The sequence below is a fragment of the Clostridium sp. UBA6640 genome (assembly GCF_002455975.1).
GTDB lineage: Bacteria > Bacillota > Clostridia > Clostridiales > Clostridiaceae > Clostridium_J.
Map to the genome: position 1 here is coordinate 84697 of NZ_DKLM01000172.1, position 9344 is coordinate 94040.

6 protein-coding genes are annotated in these 9344 nt (G+C 29.5%); 1 reads left to right on the plus strand and 5 read right to left on the minus strand.

Annotated elements, in window-relative coordinates; translation table 11 throughout:
• The 4 genes from argS (B2W91_RS20880) to B2W91_RS20895 form a co-directional block, all read right to left on the minus strand.
• On the minus strand, positions 1-1447 hold a 1447-nt coding region (argS, locus tag B2W91_RS20880), incomplete at its 3' end, for an arginine--tRNA ligase (RefSeq protein WP_291584468.1).
• A 382-nt stretch (positions 1448-1829) separates the two neighbouring features.
• Positions 1830-3524, minus strand: a complete 1695-nt coding sequence (gene argS, locus B2W91_RS20885) for an arginine--tRNA ligase (RefSeq protein ID WP_291584470.1) — start codon at positions 3522-3524, stop codon at positions 1830-1832.
• 450 nt (positions 3525-3974) lie between these two features.
• A complete protein-coding gene (locus B2W91_RS20890; RefSeq protein WP_291584472.1) occupies positions 3975-5588 on the minus strand; it encodes an ABC-F family ATP-binding cassette domain-containing protein in 1614 nt (537 codons plus the stop codon).
• Between the two features lie 172 nt (positions 5589-5760).
• Positions 5761-7032, minus strand: a complete 1272-nt coding sequence (locus B2W91_RS20895) for a DEAD/DEAH box helicase (protein ID WP_291584474.1) — start codon at positions 7030-7032, stop codon at positions 5761-5763.
• Positions 7033-7309: 277 nt separating this feature from the next.
• Here B2W91_RS20895 and lexA point away from each other — a divergent pair, with 277 nt between their 5' ends.
• Entirely contained in the window at positions 7310-7918 is a 609-nt protein-coding gene (lexA, locus tag B2W91_RS20900; protein WP_291584475.1) for a transcriptional repressor LexA, read from the plus strand.
• A 28-nt stretch (positions 7919-7946) separates the two neighbouring features.
• On the opposite strand, the gene B2W91_RS20905 is transcribed toward lexA, so the two are convergent.
• Positions 7947-9230, minus strand: coding sequence for an aminotransferase class I/II-fold pyridoxal phosphate-dependent enzyme (locus tag B2W91_RS20905; RefSeq protein WP_291584477.1), 1284 nt, complete (start codon positions 9228-9230; stop codon positions 7947-7949).
• Between the last annotated feature and the right edge of the window lie 114 nt (positions 9231-9344).

Below are 9344 nucleotides of genomic sequence, written 5' to 3' on the forward strand. Positions count from 1 at the left end.
ATTCAAACTCTTCTTTAGAATTTAACTTACCATAGTATACTTCTCCAGTTACTTCTTCTCCTACTTTTCTTAATATACTCTTACCTCTTGCATAGGTATATTGAACATAAGGACCAGTTTCACCTTCAAAACTCAGTATTTCATCCCACTTAAAATCTATATCTTTTTCTCTTGAGTTTTTTAAATAAGTAAATACTACTGCACCAATTCCTAACTTTTTAGCTATCTCTTCTTTATTTTCAAGTTCTGGATTTTTATCTTTTATTATTTCCAGTATTCTTTCTACAGATTTATTTAACAGGTCTTCAACTAATATTATATCTCCTTTTCTTGTAGCTAATTTTTTATTATTAAACCGTAAATGGCCTGTCATTACGTGAGTACATTGATCAGTCCAGTCATATCCCATAAGCTCAATAGTTTTAAATACTTGATTAAAATGAAGGGATTGTTCCTTGCCTACAACATATATATTTTTATAAAAATCATAAGTTTTCTTTCTATAAAGTGCAGCTGCTAAATCACGGGTCGCATAAATTGTTGCTCCATCTGCTTTTTTAATTATACAAGGCGGCATATTATATTCATCAAGCATTACTACTTTAGCACCATTACTATCAGTAAGTAATCCTTTTTTATCTATTTCTTCTATAACAGCATCCATCTTATCTGTATAAAAACTTTCTCCATCAAAAGAATCAAAGCTTACCTTTAAAATTTCATATAGCTTATCAAATTCTTTTAGGCTCATTTCTTTAAATTTAACCCAAAGCTTAACTTCTTCTTCATTGCCTTCCTCTAATAGCTTAAAGTGTTTTCTTCCCTCATCTTCAATAGCTGTATTTTTTTCTGCTTCCTCATGAAATTTTACATAAACCCTTTGCATTTCCTTTATTGGGTTATTCTCAAGTGCTTCTTCATCACCCCAATTATTATAGGCATATATTAACTTTCCAAACTGAGTTCCCCAGTCTCCAAGGTGATTAACTCTTATTGCATTATATCCATGGAACTTAAATAATTTATATAATGAGTTTCCCACTACTGTTGTAAATAGGTGACCTAGATGAAAAGGTTTTGCAATATTAGGAGAAGAATATTCTACAATTATATTTTTATTTTCTCCCTCCGTATTAGAACCATATTCTTGTTTTTCATCTAATATTTTTTCAATAATAGATTTAGTCACCTTCTCTTTATTTAAGAAAAAATTCAAATAAGGTCCAAAAGATTCTATTTTTTCAAAATTTTCATCTGATATCTTTTCTTTTAATTCAATTGATATCACATTAGGAGACTTTTTCATAGCCTTTGCTAAAGTGAAGCACGGAAAAGAAAAATCCCCCATTTCTAGTTTTGGCGGAATCTCTATTAGTGACTCTATCCCCTCCAAATCTAACTCCAAATATTCACTTAATACTTTTGCTATATATTTTTTATATTCCATATTAAATCCTCCCAAATTTAATTTATTTATTAAATCTCAATACCATATAAAGATAAATTATAAATCTAGCCATTAAAATTTTATAAAAAAACTCCGCCTCTTATAATAAGAGACGGAGTTTTCCGTGGTACCACTCTAGTTGACAAAAGTCCACTTAATATTTTAACGCTCTCAGCGGCAAGCCCTATACAAACAAAATAAATTGACTAAAGTCTATTTTATCCTTTCAGGTAGCTTCTCCAAGGCTCTCTTCCCATCTAAATACTAGATGCTTCCATGCTTACATTTCAGCTTCCTATTTCCTTACAGAGCTTACACCATTTCTCTGCTCGCTTTAAGGCTTATAAAAAAGTACTGTCCTCTTCATTGAATTTTAAATATATTACATTCTATCTACTACTTCTAATCCTATTAAACCTAATCCATTTTTTAGAACTTGAAGTGTGGATTTAACTAAATTGATTCTAGCATTCTTTGTAGCTTCATCTTCTGAGTTTGCGATATTATGAGCATTGTAAAATTTATTAAATGCCTTAGCCACTTCTATACAATATCTTGTAACTACAGAAGGTTGAAGTTTTTCTAGGGCATTGTTTATTGCATTTTCAAAATTTCCAAGTTCTTTAGCTAATTCAAACTCTTCTTTAGAATTCAATTTGCCATAGTCTACTTCTCCAGTTACTTCTTCTCCCACTTTTCTTAATATACTCTTACCTCTTGCATAAGTATATTGAACATATGGTCCTGTTTCACCTTCAAAACTTAGCATTTCATCCCAGTTAAATACTATATCTCTTTCCCTTGAATTTTTTAGATAAGTAAATACTATTGCACCAATACCTACTTTTTTAGCTACTTCTTCTTTATTTTCAAGCTCTGGATTTTTTTCATTTATTACTTCTAAGGTTTTAGCCACTGCTTCATTTAATAAGTCTTCAAGGAATACTACGTCTCCTTTTCTTGTTGAAAGCTTTTTGTCAGCAAAACGTACTAATCCAAATTCAACGTGAATACAATCATCTGCCCAATCATGACCCATAAGCTTAACTGTAGTAAATACTTGCTTAAAGTGAAGTGCTTGATCTTTAGCAACTACATATATATTTTTATAAAAGTCATAAGTCTTCTTTCTATAAAAAGCTGCTGCTAAATCACGAGTTGCATAAATTGTTGCTCCATCTGCTTTTTTAACTATGCACGGTGGCATATTATACTCATCAAGCATTACTACTTTGGCACCGTTACTATCAGTAAGTAGTCCCTTTGTATCTATTTCCTCTATGACAGCATCCATTTTATCTGTATAAAAACTTTCTCCATCAAAAGAATCGAAATTAACATTCAGGATTTTAAACAATTTATCAAATTCTTTTAAACTTAATTCTTTAAATCTAGTCCAAAGTTTAACTTCTTCTTCATTTCCTTCTTCTAGTAGTCTGAAGTGTTTTCTACCCTCATCTTCAAGTGCTGGATTCTTTTCTGCCTCATCATGGAATTTAACATAAACCCTTAACATTTCCTTTATTGGGTCACTTTGAAGAGCTTTTTCATCTCCCCAGTTATTATAGGCATATATTAATTTTCCAAACTGTGTTCCCCAGTCTCCAAGGTGATTAATTCCTATTGCATTATATCCATGAAAGTTAAATAATTTGTATAGAGAATTTCCCAGCATTGTTGTAAATAAATGTCCAACGTGGAATGGTTTTGCAATATTAGCAGAACAATATTCAACTATTACATTTTTTCCTTCTCCATTATCATTTGAACCATAATCTTGTTTTTCATTTAATATTTTTTCAAGAATATTTTTAACAAAGCTTTCTTTATTAACGAAGAAATTTAAATATGGTCCAAAAGCTTCTACTCTCTCAAAGTTCTCATCTACTATCTTTTCTTTTAATTCACTTGATATCATATTAGGAGCTTTTCTCATAGTCTTTGCTAAACTAAAACAAGGAAAAGCGAAATCTCCCATTTCTGGCTTTGGTGGTATTTCTATTAACTTTTCTATATTTTCCTCATCAATTTCTATATGCTTACATAATAATTTAGCTATATAATTTTTATAATCCATTGTTAGGCCTCCTATAACATATTAAGTTATTGTTTTCTATTAAAAACAAAATTATAACTTAATAAATTAATATTTTATTTATTTTTTTACATAAAAAACCCGTCTCTAAAATAAGAGACGGGTGTAATATCCGCGGTACCACTCTAGTTGACAAAAGTCCACTCAATATTTTAACGCTTCTAGCGACAAACCCTATGCAAATAATTAATAAATTTTATAATTTAAACTTATTTTATTCTTTCAGGTAGCTTCTCCAAGGTTCTCTTCCTATCTAACTATTAGATGCATCTATGTTACCATTTTAGCTTCTTATTTTCTTGCAGAGCTTCCACCATGCCTCTGTTCGCTTTAAGATTTATAAGAAAGTACTGTCCTCTTCACAGAATTTTAATATTAAATTATGTTATATATTATATACAATTTTTAAATTTTGTCAACAAAATAACTAGCTTATTTATACATTTCTGCAACTTTTCCTTGAACTTCCGCACTTTCTAAATATTCATCATAGCTCATTGCTCTATCCATAATTCCTTTAGGAGTTATTTCAATTACCCTATTTGCAACTGTTTGTATAAATTGATGGTCATGAGATGTAAATAATATGGTTCCGCTAAAACTCATTAAACCATTATTAACTGCTGTAATAGATTCAAGATCTAAATGGTTAGTAGGCTCATCTAAAATTAATACATTAGCAGAACTTAACATCATTTTAGACAGCATACAACGAACTTTCTCTCCTCCTGATAAAACAGAAGCTTCTTTTAGCGCCTCTTCTCCTGAAAATAACATTCTTCCTAAAAATCCTCTTATAAAACTTTCAGATTTTTCTTCTGAGAATTGTCTTAGCCAATCTACTAAATTCAAATCACACTCATTAAAATATTCAGAGTTGTCCTGTGGAAAATAAGCTTGAGACGTAGTAACACCCCACTTAAATTCTCCATTATCTGCTTCCATCTCTCCCATAAGTATTTTAAATAGTGTAGTTTTAGCTATACCATCTCCTAAAAATGCTATCTTATCACCTTTATTAATCATAAAGCTAACATTATCTAAAACTTTAACTCCATCTATAGTTTTACTTAAATTCTTAACTTCTAATAAATCATTTCCTGCTTCTCTTTCAGGTTTAAATCCAACAAAAGGATATCTTCTTGAAGATGGACTAATATCATCTAAAGTAAGTTTATCTAATTGTTTCTTTCTACTTGTAGCTTGTTTTGCCTTTGAAGCATTGGAACTAAATCTAGCAATGAAAGCTTGAAGCTCCTTAATTTTTTCTTCTTTCTTTTTATTTTGATCTTTAGACATTTGAAGAGCTAATTGGCTTGATTCATACCAAAAATCATAGTTTCCAACATAAAGCTGAATTTTTGCAAAATCTATATCAGCCATATGAGTACAAACTTTATTTAAAAAGTGTCTATCGTGAGAAACAACTATAACTGTTCCTTCAAAATCAAGAAGAAAATTTTCAAGCCATGTAATAGATTTTATATCTAAATGGTTAGTAGGCTCGTCCATTAATAGTATATCTGGCTTTCCAAAAAGAGTTTGTGCTAATAACACTTTAACTTTTTCAGATCCATTTAAGTCTTTCATTAATTTATAATGTAATTCTTCATTTATTCCTAATCCATTTAATAGTGTAGCTGCTTCACTTTCTGCTTCCCATCCATTAAGTTCTGCAAATTCGCATTCAAGTTCTGAAGCTCTTATACCATCTTCATCAGAAAAATCTTCTTTAGCATATAATGCATCTTTTTCTTCCATAATTTTAATTAATCTTTGATGCCCCATAATAACAGTTTTTAAAACTTCTACTTCATCATAAGCAAAGTGATCCTGCTTTAATACTGCTAGTCTTTGTCCTGTAGTTATTGAAACTTCTCCTGTATTAGCTTCTAGCTCTCCAGATAATATCTTTAAAAATGTAGATTTACCTGCACCATTAGCACCTATAACTCCGTAACAATTTCCTTCAGTAAATTTTATATTAACATCTTCAAACAGCTTACGTGCACCGTATCTTAAGCTAACATTAGTTGCTTGTATCATATGTTATTACCTCCAATTTATTATTTTTCTAATTATATTAATAATTGTAAATTTATTTAAAATAATCAATTTTATTAATTTCTCTTATTTATGTATAAATAGTCTTTATAAAACGCAAGTCCTATTATATCATATAAAAGGACTTTAACCTAATGAATTTCAGTATATATTTCTATTTAAATTTTTTCTCGGAAGTTTTCTTGTTTTTTACTTGTTTATATGTTTTTTCTTTACTATTTTTAACTTTAGCTTTTGTTTTTGTTTTAAATGCTATACCTTTATCTTTCTTTACAGCCTGCTTTTCTTTAGGATTAATAATTTTACCAAAATATATATCTTTTAAATCAATATTAATTTTAAATTTATTTTTGTATTGAGAAATGATACTTTCTTCTCTTTCTGTCACTATTGATATGGCCACACCTTTTTCATTACCTCTTCCACATCTTCCTACCCTATGTATATAATCCATTGAGTTTTCCGGTAAATCTAAATTTATAATGTGGGTAACACCTTTAATATCAAGTCCTCGAGAAGCCAAATCAGAAGAAACCAATATATTAGACTTACCATTAACAAAAGCATCCATAGCTTTTTTTCTATCACTTTTAAAGGATGTACCATGAATTGATTCAGCTTTTAGTTTATGATATCTAAGCTTCTCTGCCATTATTTCAATTTCATCACTTTTATTGATAAATACTATTGCTTTTCTAGGATTTAAAGCTGCTACCAGTTTTCTTACCATAATGATTTTATCTCTTCTATCACAAACAAAATATATATGATCAATATTTTTATTTGCGATATTTTCTGCTTCACTTTTTATAATAACTGGCTCTTTCATCATTTCCTTTGAAAAGTTAATAACCTCTTCTGTTAAAGTTGCTGAAAAACATAAAATTTGTCTTTCTCTTAAAGTAGTTTTTATTATAGCTTTTGTATTTTCTATATTGTTTATATCTAATAATTTATCGCATTCATCTATAATTATAGTTTTTATTGTATGACCAGAAATCTTCTTCATTTTTATTAGTTCTAATATTCTTCCAGCAGACCCAACAATTATATGAGGTTTTTCTTTTAACTTTTCTACCTGACGCTTAATATTTACATTTCCAATTATAACTGAAGAAGTTATATTGTGATTGCTATTTTTAGACAAAGCATCTACTACTTTCTGTACTTGCACTGCTAACTCATGAGTAGGAGTTAATATTATAGCTTGATTCTCTCTTTTTGAAGCATCAACTTTTTGAAAAAGAGGTAGTAGATACGCTAAAGTTTTTCCACTACCAGTTTCTGATTGTGCAACTACATCTTTATTATCAGATATGTATGGTATAGATTTCTGTTGTATTTTCGTTGGTATCTTTATTTCTTGTGCATCTAAACCTTTAATTATATTTTCACTTATATTTAAATCACTAAAACTATTTATCATCGTTCTCTCTCCTTAAGCTTTCATCTGTCTTTGTAAACTACATAAGTATACAAGAAAAAATGTTAAATTGAAATATCTTTTAATTTTAACTTTATAATTAGTATTAGTAAAATTTACTTATTATAGTCATGTTTTATAGGGATACAATGCAAAAACTTAATATATNNTAAGTTAAATTTTCATTAAGGATCCCTATAATGACATGTCCTTTATAGAACATAAGTTTGATATTTAAAATTTCTTATGATATAATTTCCCTAAGAAACGAGGTGCTTCTATGGCTGATATTAAGAATAATAAACAAATTGAAATATATGAATTTTTAAAACAACAAATATCCACAAAAGGTTATCCGCCTTCTGTTAGAGAAATATGTGAAGCAGTAAATTTAAAATCAACCTCTACGGTTCATGGTCATCTATCTCGTCTTGAAAAAAAAGGACTTATAAGACGTGACCCTACTAAACCTAGAGCAATAGAGCTTTTATTAGACTCTCCAATAAAAAAAGAGTTAATAGATATTCCTATAGTAGGTAAAATAACTGCTGGGGAACCTATACTTGCTCATGAAAGTATTGAAGATACATTTTCTATGCCAATAAATTTTATAAAAAATAGAAATGATCTTTTCATATTAAAAGTTTCTGGAGAAAGCATGATTGAAGCTGGAATATTTGATGGCGATTTGGCGATTATAGAAAAAGCTTCTGTAGCTAATAATGGCGACATTGTAGTAGCTCTTATTGAAAATGAGGCTACAATTAAAACTTTTTATAAGGAAGATGGCTATATAAGACTTCAACCAGAAAACGCTTCAATGAATCCAATTTTAGTAAAAGACTGTACTATCCTTGGAAAACTTGCAGGACTATATAGAAAATATTAATAAAGCGTGACAAAATGTCACGCTTTTATTACGCAAATATTTTTCCTAATGCAATTAATATTCCTGTTTTGGCATGGTCAAAAGTTAATCCACCTTGAAGATATGCTATAAATGGATCTCTAATTGGAGCATCAGCAGATAATTCTATTGAAGAACCTTGAATAAAGGCACCTGCTGCCATTATAACTTGATCACTATATCCTGGCATATCCCACGGCTCACACTCTACAAAAGAATCTATTGGCGAACCTGCTTGAATTCCTTTGCAGAATTTTATTAATTTTTCTTTATCATTAAACTTAATTGCCTGAATTATATCGCTTCTTTCATCATTATACTTTGGAAGAACCTCAAAACCTGCTAATTCCATAATTCTAGCGCAAAAGATTGCTCCTTTAACAGCTTCAATAGCAATATGAGGTGCTAAAAATAATCCTTGGAATAGTGTTCTCATTACTCCAAAAGTAGAACCACATTCTCCACCTATTCCTGGTATAGTTAACCTATATGCTGCTTGATTTACGTACTCTTCTTTTCCAGCTATATATCCTCCAGTTGGAGCTATACCTCCACCAATATTTTTAATAAGCGAACCTGCTACTAAGTCTGCTCCTACGTCTGTAGGCTCGATGATCTGTATAAATTCACCATAACAATTATCTACAAAACATATTATATCTTTATTTATTTCCTTAACTGCTTCAATTATCGGTCTTATATCTTCTACTAATAAAGAATTTCTCCAGCCATAACCTGTGGATCTTTGAATATGTACTAATTTTACAGTGCTATCTTCTCTTAATATAGATTTCATAGCTTCTATATCAACTTTTTTATCTTCTCCTAAATCTATCTGTTTATAATTTACACCATACTCTTTTAATGAACCTATATTTTCCTCTTCACTAATTCCAATTATGCTATGAAGAGTATCATAAGGTGCTCCACAAACACTAACCATTGTATCACCAGGCCTCAAATTTCCAAATAAGGCCGCACCAATAGCATGAGTACCATTAACAAAGTGAGGTCTAACTAGTGCAGCTTCAGTATTAAATACTTTAGCATAAACTTTATCTAAGGCATCTCTTCCTATATCTCCATATCCATACCCAGAAGAATTAGTAAAATGCATATCACTTATTCTTTCCTCTTGAAGTGCATTTAAAACTTTAAGCTGATTATACTCTCTTATTTCATCTAATTTTTCAAATTGCGGTTTTACATCTTCTAATGCATTTTCATAAAGCTCTAAAAGCGTAGAATTTATATTATATTTTTTCATTAGAAACTCTTTAGTTATATCTATCATAATTTATATCTCCTTATACAAAAACTACCTTCATAATACTAACATAGTAAATAATAATAATCAAATCTCAATAATTCGTTTAAATAGGAGCTTTATATAGGGTTCCTTAATGAA

Bases quoted from the DNA above. Each gene is read 5' to 3' on its own strand.
- lexA (WP_291584475.1), top strand. From the start codon at position 7,310: ATGGCTGATATTAAGAATAATAAACAAATTGAAATATATGAATTTTTA.
- B2W91_RS20895 (WP_291584474.1), bottom strand. From the start codon at position 7,032: ATGATAAATAGTTTTAGTGATTTAAATATAAGTGAAAATATAATTAAA.
- B2W91_RS20890 (WP_291584472.1), bottom strand. From the start codon at position 5,588: ATGATACAAGCAACTAATGTTAGCTTAAGATACGGTGCACGTAAGCTG.
- B2W91_RS20905 (WP_291584477.1), bottom strand. From the start codon at position 9,230: ATGATAGATATAACTAAAGAGTTTCTAATGAAAAAATATAATATAAAT.
- argS (WP_291584470.1), bottom strand. From the start codon at position 3,524: ATGGATTATAAAAATTATATAGCTAAATTATTATGTAAGCATATAGAA.